Origin of the sequence: Pseudomonas sp. SJZ078, from assembly GCF_007828255.1 — a bacterium.
Taxonomy (GTDB): domain Bacteria; phylum Pseudomonadota; class Gammaproteobacteria; order Pseudomonadales; family Pseudomonadaceae; genus Aquipseudomonas.
On sequence record NZ_VIUG01000021.1, the window covers coordinates 52,846 to 74,526 of the forward strand.

Consider the following 21,681-nt stretch of genomic DNA (forward strand, 5'->3'; position numbering starts at 1 on the left):
CGTTGTTATGCGATGGCGTTGCGTGCGAGCCGGCTAGCGTATCAGACCTGTGTTGGTAAAAAGATGGAAACCTTTGGGGGAGGCTTACCTCATGACAGTCAAGCCTGAAAACTGTGGGAGCGAGCCGGCTCCCTCCCACAGGGCTTGCGTCGCCTGGTGTTTAGCGCTCGTCCCGCATGATCCGCGCCACTTCCCCTGACGCTTCCAACTGCTCGAAAGCATGCTGCGCCCGGGCGATGATCTCATCCGGTGTGCTCAGGCTGAACGCCATGTAGACCCTGGCGGGCCGTTCATCGAAGGCGTAGACCTCCTCCAGGTCGGCGAACGCCACGTGCTCTTCGTCGCAGATGATCCGTGCCGCGTTCTCCGGCATCGGCAAGAGCTGGACCTGACGGTTAAGCAGTTTCCGGAAGTTATCGCGACGATCCGCCGATACCACCAGCCGGGTAAACCCCTGCTGTTGCATGAGCAACTGCTTGGAGTCGTTACGCACTACGCCTACTGTATAGCGCTTGGCATCCTCGAGGTTGGCCAGGGTGATGTCGTTGCGTTCGCGCAGCTTGTAGAGCTTGATGGTCACCCGTTCCAGTTCGCCCACCCACTTGAACAACGGCTCGCGCAGCACGGTGCGGTCCATGGGGTAGATCAGTACATTCGGCTCGTGCAGGGCCTTGTCGTAAGCCCGGGCCCAGGGATATAGCAGGATATGGTGGTCGGTCAGCCCGGCTTTATTCAGCGTCTCTTCGACGACACGGGTGCCCGGCCCGACGAGCTTGCCGTCGCGCAGGTACGCGTAGAGCGAGTCTTCGGTGACGACTTCGATCCCCTCGGCGTGACTGTGCAGGCTGGTCAAGGCCACGAACAAACATAAGCAGAGCGTCAGGCGATAGTGCATACAAGCCTCACTGGTTTAGAAAGCAACGCAATTACGTCCTTGATGTTTGGCCCGATACAACGCCTGGTCGGCACGTTGTAGTAACAGGTCGAAGTGATCCATGGTTTGCGGGTCCAGCTCGGCGACGCCGATGCTGAGGGTGACAAAGGGGGAAATCGCCGAGCCGCTATGGGGCAATTCGCGCTTGGCCAGGCTGGCACGGACCCGTTGGGCAGCGTCGTAGGCCTGCTTTGCGTCGATGTTGGGCAACATCACGACGAACTCCTCGCCACCTACCCGGGCGGTCAGCTCGCCGGAGCGGCCGAACACACCGCGAAGGGTTTCGGCGATCTGCTGCAGGCATTGGTCTCCCTGGATATGGCCATAGGTGTCGTTGTAGAGCTTGAAGAAATCGACGTCGCACATGAGCACCGACAGTGGGGTCTTGTGGCGAAGCGCACGGCGAAATTCGATTTCTTTCAGTTCATCGAAATAACGACGGTTGGGCAGCCCGGTCAACGGATCGTGACGTGACAGGGCTTCGAGTGCCTGGTTGGCTGCCTTGAGTTCCGCGGTACGCGCCTCGACCAGTTCGGCCAGTTGGTCGCGGCTGGCCTCCATGGCCAGTTCATCCAGGCGCTGGCGTTCCAGGTGAGTGTGGAGGTTGTCCTGGAGCTCGTTGAGCTGGGATTCGAGCAGGCTCAGTTCGTCCTGGCGCCGTACCGAACGCTGCAGCTTGAAGTAGTGCCTGAGGGTCTGTGGCGTGAGTTGGCCCAGGTGCCGGGCAATGTGGATGACATGCACGGTCACCAGGCGATTGAACACGGTCATGACCAGCCCGGCCAGCAGCAGCGATTGGATCACTTGGGCGATAACGATGCTGCGTGCCTCGCTCCAGAGTCGTTCCCACAGCAGGTTGTTATCGCCTTCGATGGTCAGCTCACCGACCTTTTCGTTGGCGCCTTCGTAGGGTTGCGCGACGAGTTCATGTTGCAGCACGGGCGCCGGGCCGGACATGACGACGGCGTATCGATTGAGTTCGATGATCTCGGGCGATTGACCGGGCCGCAGGATCTTGAGCACCACGCGGCCCACCGGCGCGGCCTTGGCAACGCTGGAGAGTTGCTTGCCCAGGGATTCACGGTCCAGCTCCCAGATGGCGTGGGACAAGGTGTTCTGGAACACCTGGTCGATCAGGACCAGTTCCGATTTCATTTCTGCCAGGTTGTTTTCCCAGGCAAGCCAGGTACGCAGCGTGACCATGGCCAGGGTAAAAAGAAGACAGAACAACAGTGTCGCGAGTACCAGGCGACGCCCCAGGGAGCTGAACGCCTTGACTTGTGGCTGGGTTGCGGGAGTTTCGGAGTTTCGCGCCATCTCACAGCCATTTGTGCAGGATGGCGTCATAGACGCCATTGCGGCGGATGGCTTCCAGGCCGGCGCGGAATTTCTCCACCGTTTCGACTGGTGTCCTGCGACTGAACGCCATGCTCAGCGCTTCATCGCTGCTCAGGTCGGAAATCGGCAGTGAACGCACCAGCACCTTGGCCGGATCTTCGCCGTTCTGGCGAACCAGGTACTGTGCGTTGAGCTCGTTGGAGATCCACATTTCCACATGGTCGACCTTGAGCTTGCGGTAGTTGTGCTCGTACTTGGTGCTCGACTGCAATTGTTCGCCTACGCGAAACCCCTTCGAGATCAGGTACTGCTCGCCCACGTCCTGGTTAACGGTAGCGATCTGGTAGGCGCGGGCTTCGTCCAGCGAGTTGAGTTTTACCGGCCGGTCAGCCAGCGAGTACAGATACCAGTGGGTGGGGGCAATGGCCCCCACCCACTGGAACAGCGATTCGCGCTCCGGAGTACGGGCGATGGAGTAGATCAGCACGTTGCTGTCATTGAGCGCCAATTCGTAGGCCCGTGCCCAAGGCATGGACTGGATCGACGCCTGTACCTTGATTTCCTTGAGCACGGCCTGGACTACCTCGGTGCTCATGCCGGTCATCCGTCCATCCTGGGTCATGTTATAGGGCGGCAGTTCCTCCGTAACAATGCGCAGGGCAGGCTCTGCCGCGGCATTCGGCGAGAATCCGCTTGCAGCCATGAGCATCAGAACGCCAAACACCAGCAAACGGTCAAGCGACAGGACCATCGACAATTACCCTATGAAACCGGCAGGACACGGTGGGGGCGAAAGAGCCCTCTTCTCGATAGTTATCGGCTGGATTGACTCAGGCTTGAGTGTCACCTGTCGTCGTTCGTCGCCGGCGCAGGGTTGAAGGCTCGTTTGACAGGTTTGGGCGAAACTCACCTGGGAAAGCTCCCGCCCGTGGCGGTCGAGCCGATATAGCCGATAGGCGCATTGGCGCTGGCCAGATGTTGGATCGGAGAGTAAGAGATGCTGCAAGAAGCCCCAGGATTCACATCCAACAAACGCTCACTCACTGCCCGTGCGTTGCGTCTGGCGGTCTTGCGGATCGGCCTGGTTTCGTTGTGTGCCGGTGCGATTTCCTATTATGTGAACCTGTCCTCGCTGGAAAAAGCGATTACCACGCAATTGTTGCTTTCCACCGAGCAGACGTTGCAACGCGAGTCCTTGCCGTTCAGCGAAATAAAGGACCTGCAGCGAAATTTTCTGAATGAGTTCAAAAGTGTCCTGGCCAATCCGGAAAGCGGAGCTGCGCTGGTGCGGGACTTCGACCAGATCTTCTACCGGCACGAGGACGGCTCCTACACCCAGCGACCGATGCTGTTCGAAGGCGAACCCCTGCCGGATGGTCGTCGATTTGCCGGAATGTCAGCCACCTACGCGCCTGACATTCCACTCAACGACGACATCAAGGCCCGCTTTGCGCTGTCATATATCCTCTCGTACAAATACGGCTCCAGTGTCCAGGGGCGGTTGTTCAATTTCTATGGCGTGGTGCCGGAGAAAGGCTTTCCCATCTACCAGCAGGCCGATATCGCCAAAGTCTTTACCTATTCCGGGCCGGATGCCCTGAAGCTGGAAACCTATGAGTTCTATGCGCGTGGCTTTGCCAGCCCCAGCAGCGAAACGCTGTTCACCCGGATGTATTGGGACGCTTCCAACAACGCCTGGATGACCACCGTCGCCACGCCTGACGTGGCCGATGCTTCCGGCAAGCATCAGATCCTGGCTTGCGTCGATGTACTGCTCGATGAACTCATGAAGCGCACTGCCAAACCCTTCGTGGATGGCGCGTACAGCACGATGTTCATCGCCGATGGCGACGGCACGCTGATTTACTACCCAGGCAAGATGGATCAGGTCAAAACCAGCGAAGGCAAGGCTTCCATTCGTTCGCTCGGGCTGGATGGCGACTATCCGCTTCTTCAGGCCTTGCCCTCTCTGGCGCCCGGCCAGGCAGTGGTGGTGCAGACACGCGACGACATTGTCGCGATGGGCATCGTTCCCGGTACGCCTTGGGCACTCGCCGTGCATTTTCCCCGGGCGCAGATGGTGCCGGCGATTCTCGACAACTTGCTGATCGTGGTTGCCCTTGGGCTGCTGACCCTGTTGGTGGAAATCTTCATCCTGCGTTCCATTTTGCAAAAGCAGGTGGCCATTCCGCTGTTTCGCCTGATGCAGGCGACACGGTCGTTGGGTTTGTCCAAGGAGCGCCTTAGCCGCGACAGATTGCCGATCCGCTCCGCCGACGAAATTGGCGAACTGGCTCGGGACTTTGCCTCGATGGCGGACCGCATCCATGACGCCCAGGAGCAATTGGAACTCAAGGTCAAAGACCGGACTGCGGCGCTTGAGGAAGCCAATCGCCAATTGGTTGTGCTGAGCACCACTGACGGCTTGACGGGAATCGCCAACCGCCGGCATTTCGATGAGGTCCTGGCCAACGAATGGCGGCGTTCGGTACGCGCGGGAACCCTGTTGTCGTTGATGCTGATCGATGTCGACATGTTCAAGAGCTATAACGACCATTACGGGCATCAGGCTGGCGATGACTGCCTGCGAAGCATTGCTAATACGTTGAAAGAACATGCCCAACGGGCCGGTGACCTGGTGGCGCGTTATGGCGGTGAAGAGTTTGTCCTCATCACCACGACGCCCAATGTCGACAGTGCGTTCCAGCATGCTCAGGCCCTGGGCGATGCCGTGGAAACCATGGCGCTGCCCCACGCCAAGTCACCGTTCGGCTTCGTGACGGTGAGCATTGGCCTGGCGGTCACGGTGCTCATGGAAGAGGTGACGGCGCAAGACCTGCTCAAACAAGCCGATCAGGCGCTCTACATGGCCAAAGGCCCGAGGTCGCAATCGGACCATGCTGGCGAATGCTTCGATCCTGTGATTTAAATGAACCCAGTGCCACTCCCTCCTGTCACTCGTTTGTCCAGGAACGACAACAGGGAGTCCACTGATGCGACCTTTGCATTTCACCAGCCTGTCCTTCGCCGTCGTGCTTTGCACGGCCTGTTCCAGTCAATCGCCGGCAACATGGAGCTACGCCGATGCCCAGGGCCGGGCCAATTCGCCGCCTGACCAGGCCTACCCGGAGCTGTTCGAAGCAGTGCAGCGTGGCCAGCTGTTTACCGACCAGAAACACTTCGTCGACGCGCTGCCCAACCGCGACCCGGCGCAGATCCGTGCCGATTACCTGGCCCGTCGCGACAGCGCCGGCTTCGATCTCAAGGCTTTCGTGAAGGACAATTTCACCGAATCCGGCCAAGCCGAAAGCCCGGCTCCCAAACCCGGCGCGCCGATCCGGGAGCACATCGACAATCTCTGGCCGGTGCTGAGCCGAACCTACAGGGAAGTGCCTCAGTACAGCAGCCTGTTGCCCTTGCCCCAACCCTATGTGGTGCCGGGCGGGCGTTTTCGCGAGATGTATTACTGGGACTCCTATTTCACCATGCTCGGCCTGGAGCAAAGCGGCGACAAGGCCCAGGTGCGGCAGATGGTCGACAACTTCGCCTACATGATCGACACCTACGGCCATATTCCCAATGGCAACCGCACGTACTACTTGAGCCGGTCGCAGCCGCCATTCTTTGCCTACATGGTGGAGTTGCAGGCGCACATCGAGGGTGACCAGGCCTACAGTCGATACCTGCCACAACTGCAAAAGGAATACGCCTACTGGATGGCCGGCGCGCAGACGCTCAAGCCCGGCGCGGCGACCCAGCATGTGGTCAAGCTGGCCGATGGTAGTGTGCTCAATCGCTACTGGGATGCCAGCCCGACGCCGCGGCAGGAGTCGTGGTTGCAAGACGTCAAGACCGCCTGGCAGACGGACAGGCCGAAGCAGGAGGTCTGGCGTGACCTGCGTGCCGGGGCAGAAAGTGGCTGGGATTTCAGCTCCCGCTGGCTGGGCGACAGTAAGGACCTGGCGACAATACGTACCACCTCCGTCGTGCCGGTGGACCTTAACAGCCTGATGTATCACTTGGAACGTACCATCGCCAAAGGCTGCGAGACCGTCCAGAACCTGCCTTGCGTCCAGAACTATGGCCAGCGCGCCGACCAGCGTCAGCGTGCCATCGAACAACATATGTGGAAGGCCGATGGCGGTTACTACGTGGACTACGATTGGCAGCTGAATCAGCAACGCCCCAACCTGACCGCTGCGACATTGTTTCCGCTATACACCGGTTTGGCCTCGGCCGAGCGCGCAGGTCGTACTGCCGATGCGGTACGTTCAGGCTTGCTGCGTCCGGGAGGTATCGCGACCACTCAGGTCAGCAACGGTCAGCAGTGGGATGAGCCCAATGGCTGGGCGCCGCTGCAATGGGTGGCGGTGGAAGGCTTGAGCCGTTATGGGCAAGCCGCGCTGGCGGAGCAGATTGGTACACGCTTTTTGCAGCAGGTGCAGAACCTCTATCGCGACGAGGACAAACTGGTGGAGAAATACGATGTGTCCGGCGCGGGGCAGGGCGGCGGCGGGGGCGAGTATGAGTTGCAGGATGGCTTCGGCTGGACCAATGGTGTCACGCTGAAGTTGTTGGAGAAATATGGCGTAAGCGCCGAATCCGGCAGCCATTGACCGTGAAGTTTCGAGGGGCTTGGTCATGAACAATGTTTATACGATAGGTCATTCGACCAGGACCCTCGAACAGTTCGTGGACACCATCGCAAGCTTCGGTATCGACACTGTGGTCGACGTGCGAACGGTTCCGCGATCCCGGACGAATCCCCAGTACAACCTGGATAGCTTGCCTGGAGAATTGGCCCGGCTTGGGATCAACCATGAGCAGATCGTGGAGCTGGGCGGGCTGCGAAAGAAGTCGAGCACCGTCCCGGAAGAGGCCAACGCGTTCTGGACCAATCGCAGTTTCCACAATTATGCCGACTATGCGCTCTCAGAGGCGTTCGAGGCCGGTCTGAACCGGCTGCTGGCGCTCGGTGAAAACCAGCGGTGCGTCATCATGTGTGCGGAAGCGGTCTGGTGGCGCTGCCATCGCAGGATCATCGCCGATTATCTGTTGCTTCGCGACGTCGAGGTCATCCACATCATGGACAAAGATAAATCGAGCAAGGCGATATTGAACTCCGCCGCCAAGGCGCACGGTCTCAAGCTGACTTACCCGGCGTCGGACCTGCAGGGTGGTGGGCCAAGTTCCACCACCCTTTAGCTTCAGCGAGTCGACAAGGGTGGCGTGCGCGCTGGTACCCGGCGCTTCGACCCGGTCGCTTCGAAGGCCGAAGCCAGGCGCAGCAGGTTCGAGTCGTCATAGGCGCGACCGGCAAACGTCAGCCCGACAGGCATGCCGATGTCCGCCATGACGCCCATCGGCACGGTGACGGTAGGCACGCCCAGGTGGCGGATGGCGAGGTTGCCGTTGGCGACCCAGACGCCGTTGCTCCAGGCGATATCCGCAGAGGCCGGGTTGACGTCGGCGTCCGCCGGCCCGACATCGGCGACGGTGGGGAAGATCACCGCATCGAGTCCAAGCCGTTTCATCCAGTCTTCCAGGTCGATCTGACGGGTCTTCTCCAACCCCCGCAGGCCGTCCGGCAACGTCGGGATCTGGTCCCAGGGCGTGATGCCGCGCTCGGCCATTTTCACGTATTCGTCCATGCCGGCGGCCAGATCGTCCTCGCGGTTGGGCAGGGTGCCTGGGTCGTGGGGGAAGATCAGCGGGCCGTTCACGTCGGCCAGGCGATTGAGTTTCGGATCGCCATTGGCCCGCAGGAAATCATCGAACGCCCAGGCCGACAGGTCCCACAGTTCGTGGTGGAGGAATTCCTTGGAAACCAGGCCACGGGTAAACACCGTCGGTGCGCTGGGGCGATCGCCCTCGCAATTGGACACCAGCGGGAAATTCACTTCGATCACCTCGGCGCCGCAAGCTTCGAGAGCCTGGCGTGCTTCTTCCCAAAGAGCGATCACCGAAGGCCGGGTGATGATGCGTTGCCCGGTCGGGCCACCGATGCCCGGGGCTTCGGCTGTGCCGGCGTCGGGATCGGCATTGATGTACATGCGCGGAACCCCGAAGCGGATACCTGCCAACGCTTCGGAAGAGGCGGCGAGCGCGGGGTAGGAGGCAGGCCGCACGGCGTCGACGCTCGGAATGGGCACCCAGGGTTGCAAGCGCCACAGGTCGCCCCGGGCGTCCGGGTCCTGCGCGACCACCACATCCAGCACTTCCAGCAGATCGGCCATGGTCCGGGCGTATGGCACCACCACGTCCATCGTTGGCGTCAGCGGCCAGTTGCCGCGCACTGAAATCACGCCACGTGACGGTGTGTAGGCGCACAAGCCATTGTTCGAGGCCGGGCCGCGCCCGCTGGACCAGGTTTCCTCGGCCAGGCCGAATGCGGCGAAACTGGCCGCCGTTGCCGTGCCGGCGCCGTTGGAAGAGCCGGAGGCAAAGGGTGCGGTGAGATAGTCGCCGTTGTACGGGCTCTCGGCGCGGCCGTATACGCCGCGCTGCATGCCGCCGTTGGCCATGGGCGGCATGTTGGTCTTGCCCAGGCAAATCGCTCCGGCACCGCGCAGCCGCTCGATGGTGAAGGCATCGCGGTAGGCAATCAGATCCTTGAAGGCCGGGCTTCCCGAGGCGGCGGTGAGGCCTTTCACCAGGTAGCTGTCCTTGGCGGTGTAGGGGATGCCATCGAGCGGACCCAGTGTCTTGCCCTGGGCCCGGCGGGCATCGGATGCCCGCGCTTCGTTCAACGCCTCCGGGTTTCGCACCACCACCGCGTTCAGGGCGGTGGGCGTGTCCGGCCCATCGTAGGCTTCGATCCTGGCCAGGTAGGCCTGGACCAGCTCCACGGCTGTGGCCTGTCCGGACTCGAGCGCGGCGCGCAATTGGGCAATGGAAACTTCAGTGATTTCGATCATGCTTGTTATCGCTGCGGATGACGAGAGATGGAGGTTGGACACCCCGGGCCTCTCAAAGTGGGTTCACATTCGATTGCCGTGCACTTTACCACCGCCATCGCGAGCAGGCTCGCTCCAACATTGGACCGGCGGTGGATGCATTACTCTCGTGCGACACAGGGCCCTGTGGGAGCGAGCCTGTTACCGGCGCGGGGGCTTCCTATTACATACGGGAAAACATATATTCGCTTTTTCGCATATGAGTTCAGACAACATGACGATCAAAGTGGGCATCAATGGTTTTGGCCGGATCGGTCGTCTCGCGATGCGGGCTGCCTGGCATTGGCCCGAATTCGAGTTTGTACAGGTCAACGACCCGGCCGGTGATGCGGCCACCCATGCGCATCTGTTGAACTTCGACTCCGTGCACGGCCGCTGGAACCATCAGGCCGACGCAGACGGCGACGACATCGTCATCGAGGCCAAGCGGATCAAGGTGACGGCCAACAAGACCATTGTCGAAACCGACTGGTCCGCCTGCGATCTGGTGATCGAGGCCAGCGGCAAGATGAAGAGCGTCGCCGTGCTTCAGGCATACCTCGACCAAGGCGTGAAACGTGTGGTGGTGAGCGCGCCGGTAAAGGAAAAGGGCGCGCTGAACATCGTCATGGGGGTCAATCACCACCTGTTCAAACCCGCCGAGCACCCCATTGTCACCGCCGCGTCCTGCACCACCAACTGCCTGGCCCCGGTGGTCAAGGTCATCCACGAAAAACTCGGCGTCCGCCACGGCTCGATCACCACCATCCATGACCTGACCAACACCCAGAGCTTGCTCGATCAGCCTCACAAGGATCTGCGCCGTGCCCGCGCTTGCGGTATGAGCCTGATCCCCACCAGCACCGGCTCGGCCACCGCCATCGCGGAAATCTTCCCCGAGTTGCGTGGGCGCCTGAACGGCCACGCCGTGCGGGTGCCGCTGGCCAATGCGTCGCTGACCGATTGTGTCTTCGAAGTCGAGCGAGCCACCACTGTCGAAGAAGTGAATCAATGGCTCAAGGACGCCGCCGAGAACGAATTGAAAGGCATCCTCGGTTTCGAAGAGCGCCCCCTGGTGTCCATCGACTACCGGACCGACCCAAGGTCATCCATCATCGATGCGTTGTCGACCCTGGTCGTCAACGGTACCCAGGTCAAGCTCTATGCCTGGTACGACAATGAGTGGGGCTATGCCAACCGCACCGTCGAGCTGGCGCGGATGGTCGGTCTGGCCGGGCATCCATGAGGACATTGGCGGCCCTTGCGCCAGAAGTGCGGCAATACCTGCTCGTCACGGGTAACTACTGGGCGTTCACCCTCACCGACGGTGCCTTGCGCATGTTGGTGGTGCTGCACTTTCACGCGTTGGGCTACAGCCCGCTGCAGATCGCCGCGTTGTTCCTGTTCTACGAACTGTTCGGCGTCATCACCAACCTGGTGGGTGGCTATCTGGGGGCCCGGCTCGGTTTGAACCGCACCATGAACATCGGCCTGGGGATGCAGGTCGTAGCCTTGCTCATGTTGACGGTGCCGGCCGTGTGGCTGAGCGTTCCCTGGGTCATGGCGGCCCAGGCCCTGTCCGGGATCGCCAAGGACCTGAACAAGATGAGTGCCAAAAGCACCCTCAAGCTTCTGGTCCCCGACGGTCAACAGGGCACGCTCTATCGGTGGGTGGCGATGCTCACCGGCTCGAAAAATGCCCTCAAGGGCTTAGGATTTTTCCTCGGCGGCGCCTTGTTGGCGACGCTGGGATTCAGGGGCGCGCTGCTGACAATGGCGAGTGCGTTGGGGCTGATCTGGATCGGCAGTCTGATCCTGCTGAAGAGGGACCTGGGCAAGGCGAAAGCCAAGCCCAGGTTCCGCGACTTGCTGTCCAAGAGTCGGGCGATCAACCTTCTGTCGGCGGCACGGCTGTTCCTGTTCGGCGCCCGTGACGTCTGGTTCGTGGTGGCCTTGCCGGTGTACCTGAGCAGCGCCTTCGGCTGGGACTTCTGGAAGGTCGGCGGTTTCCTCGCCGCCTGGGTGATCGGCTACGGCCTCGTGCAGTCATGCGCGCCCTACATCACCGGCAAAAAACGTGGGCATGTACCGGACGGCCGCGGCGCGTTCCTCTGGGCGCTGGCACTGGCGGGGCTGCCAATGGCTATTGCGCTGGGCCTGGGCACCGGGCTGTCGCACCAGATGGTGCTGCTCGGCGGACTGGCGGTGTTCGGTGGGTTGTTCGCGGTGAATTCGTCCTTGCACAGCTACCTGATCGTGTCCTATGCCAAGGAGGACGGTGTGTCGCTGGACGTGGGCTTTTACTACATGTCCAACGCCATGGGCCGGTTGATCGGCACGCTGCTTTCCGGTTGGGTCTATCAGGTTCAGGGGCTGGAAGCATGCCTATGGATTTCCAGCGGCTTTGTCTTGCTCGCCGCAGTGATCTCCAGGGCATTGCCCCGTCACGCGGGTCATTGATCAAAGGTGCGATCGGTTTTCCAGCACAGAAAACACCGCCATGCCCGCCAGCATGGCCAAGGTGAAGACAACGACCTGCCAATGTCCGGTCAGCAGGGTAGTCACGGCGGGGCCCGGGCAGATGCCCGCGATGCCCCAGCCGACGCCGAACACCAGGCTGCCGCCGATCAGGCGCCGGTCGAGTTCGCGCTTGACCGGTAACTGCATCATGGCTCCCAGCAGCGAGCGCGATTGCCGGCTCGCCCAGGCCAGCGGTCCGATGGCAACGCCAATCGCCCCGATCATCACCAAGGCCAGTGACGGGTCCCAGGCGCCGCTCAAATCGAGGAAAGCCAACACCTTGGTCGGGTTGGTCATGCCCGCCAGCAGCAAGCCGATGCCAAACAGCAGACCGGCCATGAACGCAGTCAGTTTGCGCATGTTCAAGCTCCCAACCCATGGCGCAGCACAAATACCGTCGCGAAGCCGCAGACCATGAAACACGCCGTGGCGACCATCGAGCGCGGCGAGAGCCGTGAAATGCCGCACACGCCGTGGCCACTGGTGCAACCCGAGCCGTAGCGGGTGCCGATACCGACCAGCAAACCTGCAACAACCAGCCCGATCCCGCTGGTCTGGAATTCAATCCGTGGCACGAAGGCGAACAAACCCCATACAAGCGGAGCAACGAGCAACCCCAGGAGAAACAGCACCTTCTCGCTTGCACCCTCGCGGCTGCGTTGCAACAGACCGCCAATCAACCCGCTGACCCCGGCAATGCGCCCATTGGCGACCACGAACAGGCTGGCCGCCAGGCCGATTAATGCACCGCCTGCAAGGGATGACCAAGGTGTGAAATTCAGCCAGTCGATGCTCATCAAGCTTCTCCGCTCATGGATTCCAGGCAAGCGTAGTGTACGCGAGCCTTGCCATTCGTCAGTTCTCTAGTGAACCCATTCTTGACAACCTCCTGATCGGGACGAATACTCGGCGCATATTCATATATATGACTAGATAATAAGGTGAATAAAGTCGATGAAAGCCCTTCCCAGCGATGTTCGCTTGCCGCTTTATCAACGTCTGCGAGACCAGTTGGCCGAGCAGATCGCCAATAATCGCTGGCGTCCGGGAGAAGCGATTCCCACTGAAGCGGCACTTTCGGCGGAATACCAATTGTCTACCGGTACCGTGCGCAAGGCGGTCGATGCGTTGGTAAGCGAGGGCATCCTCGAACGTCAGCAAGGGCGCGGTACTTTCATTCGCCGGCCTCAGTTCCAGTCTTCGTTGTTCCGCTTCTTCCGGTTTCAAAGCGCGTCGGGAGAACGTCGGGTTCCAGAGAGTCGCATTTTGTCCATCGAGCCGGTGGCTGCGCCATCGGCGGTGGCGCAGGCGCTGGGATTACCCGTCGATGCGCCGGTGATCCGCATCGTTCGTGTGCGTCTGCTGGAGGTCGAGCCGGTGCTTGCCGAAGAGATCTGGTTGCCACGTGGTCGCTTTCAACCGTTGCTCGACATCGACCTGAGCCAGAAAGGGCCGCTGCTTTATCCCATCTACGAAGAAACCTGCGGCCAGGTGGTCGCCTATGCCGAAGAAACCCTCACTGCCGAATCGGTGAATGACGTTCACGCGCGGTTGCTGCAAGTGCCGGTCAACAGCCCGGTCGTGGTGATCGAGCGTCTGGCGCGGGACTACGCCGGCAACCCGCTGGAGTGGCGACGCTCTCGCGGGCATGCCGAGCATTTCCGCTACAGCGTGGAAATCCGTTGACCCTGCCGGATTAGCGGGGCACCCGGCGGCGCGTCGTTCGCCGCAGCTTTTACCGTTGTGTTTGCCATTACTGGCCCTGTAGCGGCGCGGTTCGCTCTCGGCTGCCTTTCGTTCTGCTTATAAGGATAAAAATCATGTTCAGCTGGTATCGCCAAGTCACTGCGCGGGAGCGCAAAACGTTCTGGGCCTGTTTCGGCGGATGGTCACTCGACGCACTGGAAGTGCAGATGTTCGGCCTGGCGATACCGGCGCTGATCGCTGCGTTTGCCTTGTCCAAGGGCGATGCGGGGTTGATCAGCGGCGTGACCCTGGTGACCTCGGCCCTCGGTGGCTGGGTCGGCGGCACGTTGTCGGACCGCTACGGTCGGGTGCGCACGCTGCAATGGATGATTCTCTGGTTCTCGTTTTTCACCTTTCTGTCCGCGTTCGTCACTGGGTTTCACCAACTGTTGGTCGTCAAGGCGTTGCAGGGCTTCGGCATTGGTGGCGAGTGGGCCGCTGGTGCGGTGCTGATGGCCGAAACCATCAATCCCAAGTACCGCGGTAAGGTCATGGGCACGGTACAAAGCGCCTGGGCGGTGGGTTGGGGGCTGGCGGTCGGGGTCTTCACGCTGATCTACTCGTTCGTGCCCCAGGATACGGCTTGGCGGGTGATGTTCATTGTCGGCCTGTTGCCGTCGTTCCTGATCATTTGGGTCCGACGCAATGTCGAGGAACCGGACAGTTTTCAGCGTCTGCAAAAAGAACAGGCCATCGCGCAGAGTTTCTTCAAGTCTCTGGCAGGCATCTTTCGCCCTGAACTGATCCGCGTGACGCTGCTCGGTGGGTTGCTGGGGCTGGGCGCCCATGGCGGTTATCACGCGGTGATGACCTGGCTGCCGACCTTCCTCAAGACCGAACGCAACCTGTCGGTACTCAACTCCGGCGGCTATCTGGCGGTCATCATCTTCGCCTTCTGGTGTGGCTGCGTGGTCAGCGGCTTGTTGATCGATCGCATTGGTCGTCGCAAGAACATCGTGCTGTTCGCGTTGTGTTGCGTCGTGACCGTACAGTGCTATGTGTTCCTGCCACTGACCAACACGCAGATGCTGTTCCTGGGGTTCCCGCTCGGCTTCTTTGCCGCCGGCATTCCTGCGAGCCTTGGCGCATTGTTCAACGAGTTGTACCCGGCGGATGTGCGCGGCGCCGGCGTGGGCTTCTGCTACAACTTCGGTCGGGTGCTTTCGGCGGTGTTTCCTTTCCTGGTCGGCCACATGAGCGATTCGATGTCCCTGGGATCAGCCATTGGCATTGACGCGGGGATTGCCTACGGCGTAGCAGTGCTCGCGGCACTGTGTCTTCCGGAAACCCGCGGGCGCAGCCTTGAAGCCGCCATGGCGCCGGCAAATGCCACGCTCGACGGTAACGAGCGTGCCCATGCCTGAGACGTTTTTTACGCCGATCACCGGCATCGACTCCCATGCCCATGTGTTCAGCCGTGGGCTGGAGTTGACCTCCGAGCGGCGCTATACACCTGACTATGATGCGACGCTCGACCAATACCTGCACCACTTGCAAGCCCATGGCCTGAGCCATGGCGTCCTGGTGCAGCCAAGCTTTCTCGGCACGGATAACAACTATTTGCTGGCAGCGCTCCAGCAGGCACCGCGGCAATTGCGTGGGGTCGTGGTACTGGAGCCAGACGCCAGCCGTACCGAGATGGATAGCATGGCTCGCCTGGGCGTGGTTGGCGTTCGTCTGAATCTGATGGGCAAGGACCTGCCTGATTTTCGCGACGCAGCCTGGCAGGGCTTCTTCGGCCACTTGGCTGAGCTGGACTGGCATGTCGAGTTGCACCGCAGCGTGGAGGATCTGCCAGGACTGATTCGCCACCTGCTGCCGTTTGGCATCAGGCTGGTGGTCGATCATTTCGGGCGCCCGGACTCCCGTTTGGGTATCGAGCAAGCGGGTTTTACCGAGTTGCTGGCGCTGGGCTCGAGCGGACAAGTATGGATGAAGGTGTCCGGTATTTACCGATTGGCAGGGACGGATCAGCAGAACCTCGAGTTCGCCCGAGCCTCGTTGGCCTTGCTGGAGCGCAGCTTCGGCCCGCGCCGGCTGGTATGGGGCAGTGATTGGCCGCATACGCAACATGAACCCACCATTGGGTTCGAGACGGTGATGGAGCAGTTGCAGGCATTGGACTGTTCGGCGTCGCTGAGGCGAGCACTGATGCTGCAAGCGCCTCAAGAACTGTTCGGTTTTTGAGCGCCAGGGGCTGGGGTATCCAGTCAATCTGAACTCGTACGACGAATAGGGATCTAGACTCCATTGTTCCTGTATGCAAGATACCCCACCTGACTTCAGAGTGCGTTATTCGAGCCGGCACCGCCGGCACGGGCATACGCATGGGGCGATGGACAGCAAGGGCGCTTAGCCAGGTGGATTGAGGATCGCTGATGTCAAACGTTGAAGAACTTCCCAGGGAAACGCTGGTGCCAAGCGAGTATGAAAGCCTGGTCTCGATGGGGGTAAATGCGCTCGAGGCCATTCCCGGCGCGGTGTACCTGTGCGACCGCGACGGTTGGCTCGTCAGGTACAACAGTGAGGCGGCTGAATTGTGGGGGCGCAAGCCGGAGCTCGGCGTGAACGGCGATCGCTTCTGTGGTTCCCATCGGTTGTTCTTGAGCGATGGTACGCCTTTGGCGTTTGAGGACTGCCCGACCGCCTCGGCGCTCAGCACGGGGGATGTGACGCGCAACCAGGAAATCGTCATCCAGCGCCCGGACGGGTCGCGGTTCGTGGCACTCATGAACATCCGGGCCTTGAGGGATCGGCGAGGTGTCATTCAAGGGGCGATCAATTGCTTCCAGGACATTTCTGCACAACACGCCATGGCCGAGGAGCTTCGGCGCAAGAGCGCCGACCTTGAAGATTTCTTCGAAAACAGCGCCGTGGGCCTGCATATCGTCAGTGGCGAGGGCGTCATCCTGCGCGCCAACAAGGCCGAACTGGCCCTGCTGGGTTACTCGGAAGAGGAATACATCGGTCGCCATATCACCGAGTTTCATGTCGATGAACCGGTCATTGGCGACATTCTCAATAAACTGGGCAGCGGTGATTGCCTGGAGAGCTATCCGGCGCGCTTACGAGCCAAGGACGGCTCCATCAAACATGTTTCGATTACTTCCAATGGGCGGTTCGAGGAGGGGAAACTCTTCAACACCCGCTGTTTCACCATCGACATGACTTGTGTTCATACCGCCGAGGCGGCGCGCCAGGAGAGCGACGACAGGCTTTCGGCCACCTACGAGGCGGCGACCATCGGCATTGCCGAGGCCGACGAGGACGGTCGCCTGCTGCGGGTAAACGATGCCCTTTGCCGTATGCTGGGCCGTACTCGCGAACAACTGCTGGCAATGACCTTCCTGGACTATACCCACCCGGACAGTGTCGGGCAGGACGCGGCCCTGTACGCACGGCAGGTTGCCGGCGAACTGGACCATTACGTGCTGCGCAAGCGCGCGTTCAAGCTCGATGGCGAGATCGTCTACCTCGACATCCACAGCTCGTCGGTACGCGATGCCGACGGCGAGTTCCGCTATGGCGTGCGGGTGTTGCAGGACGTCACCCTTGCGCAGCGCATGGAAAACCAGGTTCGCGAGAGCGAGCGGCAACTGCGCAATGTGCTCGAAGCAATGCCCGCTGCGGTCTACACCACTGATGCAGAAGGCCGCATCACCTTCTATAACCGTGCGGCTATCGAGCTGTCGGGACGCACGCCCGAATTGGGCGATATGTGGTGCGTGACCTGGAAGCTGTTCAACACCGACGGAAGTCCGCTTCCCCATGACCAATGCCCCATGGCGGTGGCGTTGAGGGAAAACCGGGCCATTCGAGGTGCCGAGGCTATTGCCGAACGGCCGGATGGAACCCGTGTGCCGTTCAATCCCTATCCCACGCCCCTGCATGACGCCGATGGCAACGTCGTGGGCGCGATCAACATGCTGGTGGACATTACCGAGCGCAAGCAGGCGGAAAACCGCCAGAAGACGTTGATCGACGAACTCAATCACCGGGTCAAGAACACCTTGGCCACGGTGCAATCCCTGGCGGCCCAGACTGCGCGCAACGCCGAGGATGCAAAAGATGGCTATCGGCGGTTCGAAGCCCGGTTGCTGGCGCTGTCGCGGGCCCATGACCTGTTGACGAAGCGGCACTGGGAAAATACACCCCTGGACGCCCTGGCCAAGGAAGTGCTGATGCCGGTCTTCGGGCTCGAGCCCGATCGCATCACGATCGAAGGCGCGACCATCGACGTCGGCACCCGGGTGGCGCTCAACCTCACGATGACCCTCAACGAACTGGCGATCAACGCGCTCAAGTATGGCTCGATGTCCGTCGAGACGGGCACGCTTTCGGTGACCTGGGAGCTGTTGCCCCAGCCAAACGGCACTTTGTTGACCCTGGATTGGCGGGAGCAGGGCGGACCGCCCGTCGCTCGACCGGAGCGGGAAGGGCTGGGGTCACGGTTGATGAAGCGCTGCATCGAGCGCGACCTGGGCGGCCAGTTCGACCTGACCTTCGCCCCGGAGGGTGTTTGCTGCCGCTTCTCGTTTCTGATCGGAGTCTAGGCATGCCTCCATTCGCTGGCGTCAGGGTGCTCGTCGTCGAAGACGAAGGCGCGATTGCCATGTTGATCGAGGAAATGCTGGAGGATTTCGGCTGCGAAGTAGTGGCTTCGGTGGCCCGGCTCGCAACGGCGCAGGATCAGGCAAGTACAGCACTCGTCGACCTGGCTATCCTGGACGTCAACCTGGCCGGCGAGCGGGTTTTTCCGGTGGCCGAGGTCCTGCGCAATCGTGGCATTGCGTTCTTGTTCAGCACCGGATACGGCGCCAGCGGAGTGCCCGGTGAGTTTGCCGGGTACCCGGTTCTGCACAAGCCGTTTTCGGAAAGCGAGTTGCTGCAGCGGATGACCCAGGCATTGAGGCATCGAGCGTCGACGTCGGCTTGATTCCCTTCCGTAAGCTGATCCACCGCTATCGCGAGCAGGGGATTGGTGGTGGACGCTGCTTCTGTGAACACCTCGGAAAACTGTGGGAGCGAGCCTGCTCGCGATAGCGGCGGCACATTCAATCAAGCCGCGACCGGGTAATGACAGGCTGATCAACCATGCTGTCGATGCGCTAATATCCGCGCTCACTTCCCGTACCTTGGACTTTCCCTCCATGAAATTGCACTTGCTTGCCGCCAGCTTGTTCCTCGCCTGTACCCTGACTCACGCCGCCGAGCCAAAGTCTCTTCCAAAGCCTCTGGAGGAACAGGTCGGGCATCTGGTCGCGCTCCTCAAGGACAGCTACGCCACCGGCTACCCCGAAGCGACGCTGGTGCAGACGCTGGGTACCGGGGAGGATAGCGAAGTAACGCTCGCAGTGTTCACCATCGAAGGTTTCGGCATGGGCAACAATTACAGCCAATACCTGGCGGCCTTTACCCCTGAAGAAAACGAAGAAGGCCAGCAGCACTACAGCTTGCTGGACGTGATTCGCATCGGTGGGGACAGCTGGCGTTCGATCGATAAACTGAATGCCAAACTGGTCAGCGATCCGGCGGGGGAGCAAACGTTGATCGATATTCCAGTCATGGAGAATACCGACGACGATGCGCCGAATTTTCCTAGCCGGGCGGTCACCATTCACCTGTCGCTGGACGGGTCGCAGTCGCTGCGGTTGGTGGAGTTGAAGTAGGGGCGGTGTTCATGGGCCAGGTTCGTGGGAACGGACGGCGTAGGCGCCATGGGTTCGCGGATGGCAGCTTGCAGCGGATTTGGCCGAAAATGTCACGCAGGTCGCCGACTGGTTGGAAAACACCACGAAAGATATGAGTGAGCCTGCTCGCGAAGATTATCCATTGAATATCGATGCAATCTAATCCGCCGCCATCGCGAACAGGCTCGCTCCTGCAGTATTGATGGCGGCTGAACATCCTTCCGCTTGTCCGCACTGTCATGTCTGACAGTAGAGTAGTCGTTGTGCTTGCTCTAGATTTTGAACAACGAATAAAGCGTGTCATGAGTGTTCAAGACTCATAGGGTTACATGACTTAAAAGAACTGGACGTCCGCTGTTGGTCTCGATAAGCATGGATCGGGTCGTTGGAGTGTGCACCGTTTTATGGGCCGCTTGATTTGCAAGGGAGTGAGGAAACTCACGATTGCGTAATTGACGAGGGCCGATTCATGAAAACTTTTTTCCAATTGTTTGGATTTGCGCTGTTTGCTGCCTGTTATCAGGCAAATGCCCAATGGGTCGCGGGTAATGCGGAAAACTCATTGGCCGAGGGCAGTGCGACACTGACGGCTATTCGTAATCAATATGCCAATGTGGCTGAGAATTGTGGCACAAATAACAGACCGGCATTTCTTTGCAGTGGCGTGACCTTAAGAGTGACAAAAAAATCCACCCAGTATAGGTCTTGGGACCCGAGCCCTTTGTCGCAACAGCGAGGAGGTGTTGCGTTTTCCTATTTGAGGGCGGATGCCAAATTCCAGACATTTGCCTGGGGTTTTAATAATGGTTATGTGCTTTATCCTAAATTCATGGCGCCTGCCAATAAACTTTCCCTCGGGGTTATTTGTTCATTTCCAATGGATTCGTGGGATTGGCATCGCGATGCCCTGTGTGGCCGAATCACATTGGAAGAAAACAAGCACTACGAAGCCAGCCGACCCTGTCAGTCACAAGGCATAGTCAATTCGGATCAGTGGGCCAGTCACTGGAATCAATCGGTCGCCAGTAATCCCCACATGGATGCGTGTGGGTTTGATGTGGCAAGCGGTACCGCCAACGGTGCTGTGTTCTTCTATGAATCACTCAAAGCCAAACAAAAGATCAATGGTTTCTATGAGTGGAATGAGATGCAGGTGACTACCTGGCCCCAGAGCAGTGCGGGCACGCTGCCGGTCCAGGCGTTCTTTTATTCTGATCCTGCCGGTCTGCCAGATGCGCGAACTAATCAGAAGGAGTTCTATACCGATAGCGGAGGCATCGTCGTTCCGATTATCAAAGTCAGTCTTCCAACTTCGGTGGACCAGGATGTTACCTTCGACTTCTCTACCCAAGATCAAGAAGTCATGGCGGGAGAAGGAACCGTCCCGTCTTCATCGGAGCAACCCTGGATTGTCAATCCGCAGGAGGGCGCTACCGTTGCGACACCCTTCAGGATTTCAGGTAAAAGTGCCGCGGGCGCAACTATTGATGTATGCCTGGAAGGCGGGGGGTATTGTTTTGGTTCGCCAGTGGTTGCCGATGGTAATGGATACTGGTTTATCGATGGCGCCCAATTAAGCTCGGGAGCTTATAGATTTACGGCGAGGCAGAGATTGAATGGTCAAGTGTCGAGCTGGGCGGTTAATCGAACTATCACGGTTCCCTGAGTGCTTGGAGCAAAGACTGTAGATTCATCTCCAGTTGGCGAGGGTTCGCCAGTGTGAGCGTTAAACGGGCAGGCAGGAGAATGGTGATGAGACTTTACATGCTGGTTTTATTGTTTGTAATCCAGGTTTCTTATGGTGACGTGGAGGGGGGGGCCATGTGAACAATATATTGCTTCCGCAACTTGGACCCTGCGTGACGATCCCGGGACCCATAAACAAGAATGGAGTTTATCTGTCATACCGACTGAATGTGGCAGAGGGGTAAACTCGAATTGGACTAATGCCGAATATGCTGAGCTTGTTCAGAAATATGGCAATGATTGGCAATGGAAAAATAATGATGGGGGAGGGATGCGTCGTCAGTTGGTATGTCATCTGTTCATCGCCCGAGGCAAGGTGCCGTGGAATCTGGAGCCCTACCGGCCCGATGTGTCACATGAAGAGTCGATTCAGAATGGTTGTAACAATGGTTTGCCAGCGTTCTCAGGACCCCCATTGATTTCAAGCCCGACGGAGGGCGACACTGTGGCGGTACCCTTCATCATTTCGGGGAAAAGCGCAGCGGGCGCGATGGTGGATGTATGCCTTGAGGGCGGAGGCTACTGTTTTGGCAATCCAACCGCGGATGGCAACGGAGACTGGCGTATAGAGGGCGCTCAGTTAGGCTCGGGTTCTTATAGGATGACAGCGCGACAAACCCTGGGAGGGCAGGTGTCGAAGTGGGCCGATTACCGGACGTTCACCGTCCCTTGAATGTCGGCAAAGGTTTCGCCCTCGAGTCGCTTTCAGAACGCGTTTTGTCGTCCATGTGCAATTGCCAGTTCCCGGGAGTGGCAAGCTGTAAAGATGCCC

The 21,681-nt window shown here is 59.8% G+C and carries 19 protein-coding genes; 13 read left to right on the forward strand and 6 right to left on the reverse strand.

Annotation, left to right across the window (positions count from 1 at the left end):
• Positions 1 to 160: 160 nt before the first annotated feature.
• The 3 genes from FBY02_RS18535 to FBY02_RS18545 are packed head-to-tail and all read right to left on the reverse strand — an operon-like array spanning position 161 to position 3,023.
• Positions 161 to 895, reverse strand: coding sequence for an ABC transporter substrate-binding protein (locus FBY02_RS18535; protein WP_144929687.1), 735 nt, complete (start codon positions 893 to 895; stop codon positions 161 to 163).
• Positions 896 to 910: 15 nt separating this feature from the next.
• Positions 911 to 2,251 (reverse strand): GGDEF domain-containing protein, encoded by a 1,341-nt coding sequence (locus FBY02_RS18540; RefSeq protein WP_144929688.1) that lies wholly within the window; start codon positions 2,249 to 2,251, stop codon positions 911 to 913.
• Between the two features lies 1 nt (position 2,252).
• Positions 2,253 to 3,023 carry an ABC transporter substrate-binding protein gene (locus FBY02_RS18545; RefSeq protein ID WP_144929689.1) on the reverse strand — a complete coding sequence of 257 codons (771 nt, stop codon included), beginning with the start codon at positions 3,021 to 3,023 and terminating at the stop codon, positions 2,253 to 2,255.
• 246 nt (positions 3,024 to 3,269) lie between these two features.
• On the opposite strand from FBY02_RS18545, the gene FBY02_RS18550 reads away from it, so the two are divergent.
• The 3 genes from FBY02_RS18550 (at position 3,270) to FBY02_RS18560 (ending at position 7,477) form a co-directional block, all read left to right on the forward strand.
• Positions 3,270 to 5,201, forward strand: coding sequence for a diguanylate cyclase (locus tag FBY02_RS18550; RefSeq protein ID WP_218570575.1), 1,932 nt, complete (start codon positions 3,270 to 3,272; stop codon positions 5,199 to 5,201).
• Between the two features lie 64 nt (positions 5,202 to 5,265).
• A complete protein-coding gene (gene treA, locus FBY02_RS18555) occupies positions 5,266 to 6,888 on the forward strand; it encodes an alpha,alpha-trehalase TreA (RefSeq protein WP_144929690.1) in 1,623 nt (540 codons plus the stop codon).
• A 25-nt stretch (positions 6,889 to 6,913) separates the two neighbouring features.
• Positions 6,914 to 7,477, forward strand: coding sequence for a DUF488 family protein (locus FBY02_RS18560; RefSeq protein WP_144929691.1), 564 nt, complete (start codon positions 6,914 to 6,916; stop codon positions 7,475 to 7,477).
• 2 nt (positions 7,478 to 7,479) lie between these two features.
• Here FBY02_RS18560 and FBY02_RS18565 read toward each other — a convergent pair whose 3' ends face one another.
• On the reverse strand, positions 7,480 to 9,189 hold the full coding sequence (locus FBY02_RS18565) for an amidase (protein WP_144929692.1): 1,710 nt from the start codon (positions 9,187 to 9,189) through the stop codon (positions 7,480 to 7,482).
• A 253-nt stretch (positions 9,190 to 9,442) separates the two neighbouring features.
• On the opposite strand from FBY02_RS18565, the gene FBY02_RS18570 reads away from it, so the two are divergent.
• The gene (locus FBY02_RS18570) at positions 9,443 to 10,453 is read left to right on the forward strand and encodes an ArsJ-associated glyceraldehyde-3-phosphate dehydrogenase (protein WP_144929693.1); all 1,011 of its coding nucleotides are present in this window, start codon (positions 9,443 to 9,445) and stop codon (positions 10,451 to 10,453) included.
• Positions 10,450 to 11,667, forward strand: a complete 1,218-nt coding sequence (gene arsJ / locus FBY02_RS18575; RefSeq protein WP_144929694.1) for an organoarsenical effux MFS transporter ArsJ — start codon at positions 10,450 to 10,452, stop codon at positions 11,665 to 11,667. The genes FBY02_RS18570 and arsJ overlap by 4 nt, the downstream gene beginning before the upstream one ends.
• Here the strand turns inward: arsJ and FBY02_RS18580 are convergent, their stop codons facing one another.
• Together FBY02_RS18580 and FBY02_RS18585 are read right to left on the reverse strand one after the other, a co-directional pair.
• On the reverse strand, positions 11,668 to 12,087 hold the full coding sequence (locus FBY02_RS18580; protein ID WP_144929695.1) for a DUF6691 family protein: 420 nt from the start codon (positions 12,085 to 12,087) through the stop codon (positions 11,668 to 11,670).
• 2 nt (positions 12,088 to 12,089) lie between these two features.
• Complete coding sequence (locus tag FBY02_RS18585; RefSeq protein WP_144929696.1) at positions 12,090 to 12,524, reverse strand: YeeE/YedE family protein; 435 nt, start codon at positions 12,522 to 12,524, stop codon at positions 12,090 to 12,092.
• 157 nt (positions 12,525 to 12,681) lie between these two features.
• On the opposite strand from FBY02_RS18585, the gene FBY02_RS18590 reads away from it, so the two are divergent.
• From FBY02_RS18590 to FBY02_RS28820, 8 genes are all read left to right on the forward strand, one after another.
• A complete protein-coding gene (locus tag FBY02_RS18590; RefSeq protein ID WP_144929697.1) occupies positions 12,682 to 13,413 on the forward strand; it encodes a GntR family transcriptional regulator in 732 nt (243 codons plus the stop codon).
• Between the two features lie 134 nt (positions 13,414 to 13,547).
• Positions 13,548 to 14,837 (forward strand): MFS transporter, encoded by a 1,290-nt coding sequence (locus FBY02_RS18595; RefSeq protein ID WP_144929698.1) that lies wholly within the window; start codon positions 13,548 to 13,550, stop codon positions 14,835 to 14,837.
• Positions 14,830 to 15,660, forward strand: a complete 831-nt coding sequence (locus FBY02_RS18600; RefSeq protein ID WP_144929699.1) for an amidohydrolase — start codon at positions 14,830 to 14,832, stop codon at positions 15,658 to 15,660. Before FBY02_RS18595 ends, FBY02_RS18600 begins: the two co-directional genes overlap by 8 nt.
• Before the next feature lie 191 nt (positions 15,661 to 15,851).
• Positions 15,852 to 18,026 (forward strand): PAS domain S-box protein, encoded by a 2,175-nt coding sequence (locus tag FBY02_RS18605; RefSeq protein ID WP_144929700.1) that lies wholly within the window; start codon positions 15,852 to 15,854, stop codon positions 18,024 to 18,026.
• A gap of 2 nt (positions 18,027 to 18,028) precedes the next feature.
• Entirely contained in the window at positions 18,029 to 18,409 is a 381-nt protein-coding gene (locus FBY02_RS18610) for a response regulator (protein WP_144929701.1), read from the forward strand.
• A gap of 214 nt (positions 18,410 to 18,623) precedes the next feature.
• Positions 18,624 to 19,142: a hypothetical protein gene (locus tag FBY02_RS18615; protein ID WP_144929702.1), complete on the forward strand. Its 519-nt coding sequence runs from the start codon at positions 18,624 to 18,626 to the stop codon at positions 19,140 to 19,142.
• Positions 19,143 to 19,632: 490 nt separating this feature from the next.
• Complete coding sequence (locus FBY02_RS18620) at positions 19,633 to 20,829, forward strand: halovibrin HvnC (RefSeq protein ID WP_144929703.1); 1,197 nt, start codon at positions 19,633 to 19,635, stop codon at positions 20,827 to 20,829.
• Between the two features lie 132 nt (positions 20,830 to 20,961).
• Positions 20,962 to 21,582, forward strand: a complete 621-nt coding sequence (locus tag FBY02_RS28820) for a DUF2599 domain-containing protein (RefSeq protein WP_144929704.1) — start codon at positions 20,962 to 20,964, stop codon at positions 21,580 to 21,582.
• The last annotated feature ends 99 nt before the right edge of the window (positions 21,583 to 21,681 follow it).